The organism is Marinicrinis sediminis (genome assembly GCF_042685085.1).
Classification (GTDB): domain Bacteria; phylum Bacillota; class Bacilli; order Paenibacillales; family KCTC-33676; genus Marinicrinis; species Marinicrinis sediminis.
Window position 1 is genome coordinate 1 of sequence record NZ_JBHUMM010000033.1, and the last position, 2,376, is coordinate 2,376.

Sequence of the window (2,376 nt, forward strand, 5' to 3'; positions counted from 1 at the left end):
GGACTATCCGTATGAGCAGTTGATTGAGCGGTTGAAGATCAAGCGGGATCTGGGCCGCAATCCGTTGTTTGATACGATGTTTGCGATGCAAAACATGGCGCAATCGGAGCTGGATCTCGGGTCGCTCAAGCTGTCGGATGTGCCGGCAGAACGACAGGTATCGAAGTTTGATCTGTCGCTGACCGTCACCCTGGAAGGAGACGGGATGCGTCTGGATGTCGAGTATGCGACTGCCCTGTTCCAGCGGGAAACGGCAGCGCGACTGGCCCAGCACTACGTGCAGGTGCTGCGCCACATCGTGGCCCAACCGGCCCAGCGCTTGCAGCATATCGAACTGTTGACCGAACAAGAGCGACACGAGATTATGCATGTGTTCAATGCAAATAAAGCATTGGATATCGCATGGGATGCAGAAAAGGCAGATGAGGCATGGACCCGTACGATACTGGAGCGATTCGAGCAGCAGGCGGAACGAACCCCGCATGCGACAGCCGTTGTCGATGACGCCCAGCAAGGGCAACTCACCTATCAGGCATTGAATGCCCGTGCCAATCAGCTTGCTCATCGACTGCGAGAAGGCGGCATTAAAGCTTCTCATATCGTAGCCATCATGCTGGAACCTTCACTGGATATGGTGATCGCTGTACTGGCTGTATGGAAAGCAGGCGCTTCTTATCTGCCGATCGATCATGCGTATCCTACCCAGCGAATCCAGTATATGCTCGGAGACAGTCAAGCTGAGCTACTGATTACAAGCAGCAGGTTGCGGTCGTCTGTACAGGCACACTGTCATCTGCTTGAAATCGATGTTTGTGAGGTTGGCCATTATGCGGATACGAACCTCCCGGACAAGCCTGAGCCGAATGAGCTGGCCTATCTCATTTATACCTCAGGTTCTACAGGGGAACCGAAAGGGGTCATGATCGAGCATCATGCGTTGTCGAATATGTGCAACTGGTATCAATCGTATTACGAGCTGACGTCGGAAGACAGGTGCAGCAAATATGCGGGATTCGGATTTGATGCTTCTGTGTGGGAGATTTTCCCTTGTCTCATTTCGGGGGCATCCCTCTATATCGTTCCCGAGTCTCAACGATTGAACGTTGAAGCCCTGAATGCGTATATGAATGAAAAAAGCATCACGGTCAGCTTCCTGCCGACAGCGGTCTGCGAATCGTTTATCCAGCTGCACAATGAATCATTGCGCGTGCTGTTGACAGGAGGGGACAAGCTGAAGACCTGTCAGCCTCAGCGTTACAAGATTGTCAATAATTACGGACCGACCGAAAATACGGTGGTCACCACTGCGTGTGAAGTGAAACCGCCATATACCAGTATCCCGATCGGAGCCCCGATTTCCAACGTAGACATATACATATTGAATCAAGTTAATCAGTTGCAGCCCGTTGGCGTTGCAGGGGAGTTGTGTATAGCCGGACGCAGTCTGGCAAGCGGATACTGGAACAAGCCGGACAAAACAGCGGAGGCTTTCGTGGATCATCCGTTTATACCCGGCGAGAAGATGTATCGAACCGGTGATTTGGCGAGATGGCTGCCGAATGGCCAGGTGGAATATTTGGGTCGTATCGATCAGCAGGTGAGCATAAGAGGCGCAAGGGTGGAAGTGGGGGAAGTGGAGGCGAATCTCCTGCGGCTGGACGGCATCAGCGAAGCGGTCGTACTGGCGGTCGATGTGCGGGACGAGACACAGCTCTGTGCGTACTTGGTGTCAGAAGGCGCGTCCAAGCCAAACATGACCTGGCTGAAGGAACAGCTGAGAATGAAGCTGCCAGCCTTTATGCTGCCAAGCCATTACACGTGGCTGGAAGCCATTCCCCTGACCGCAAACGGGAAAGTCGATCGCAAATTGCTGCCCCATCCCGAGCCTGATTCCCATGCGCGGGTGATCGTGGCCCCGAGAAATGATACAGAACAAAGACTTGTCGAGTTGTACCGAATTGTCCTGAAGCTGGAACCGGTCAGTGTGGATGATGATTTCTTCGAACTTGGGGGACATTCGTTAAAAGCGAGCATGCTGGCCGCCAATGTGATGAAGGAATTCCGTGTGGAATTGACCCTTCGCGAATTGTTTCAGTTTCCGGTATTGGAACAGCAGGCCAGACTGATTCAGGAGAAAGGACGTGTCAGTGGATCTAGTCCTTTGGTTTCGATCCCGCCTGCGGCCCCTGCTGTAACTTATCCGGTATCCTCTGCGCAGAAACGAATGCTGCTGGTACAGCAGCTGGAAGAATTCGGCACGGCCTACAATATGCCGTTTGCCTTGCGGCTGCAAGGCGAGCTGGATCGACCGCGATTACGCGAAGCGTTTCAGCAACTGGTGAAGAGGCATGAGGCATTCCGAACGGAATTTGTCTG

Annotated in this window: 1 protein-coding gene; it reads left to right on the forward strand. The window is 53.2% G+C overall.

The genetic code is table 11. The features are described from left to right. Positions 1-2,376, forward strand: a 2,376-nt coding sequence (locus ACFSUC_RS11775; protein ID WP_379929789.1) for a non-ribosomal peptide synthetase, incomplete at both ends; no start/stop codon positions are given.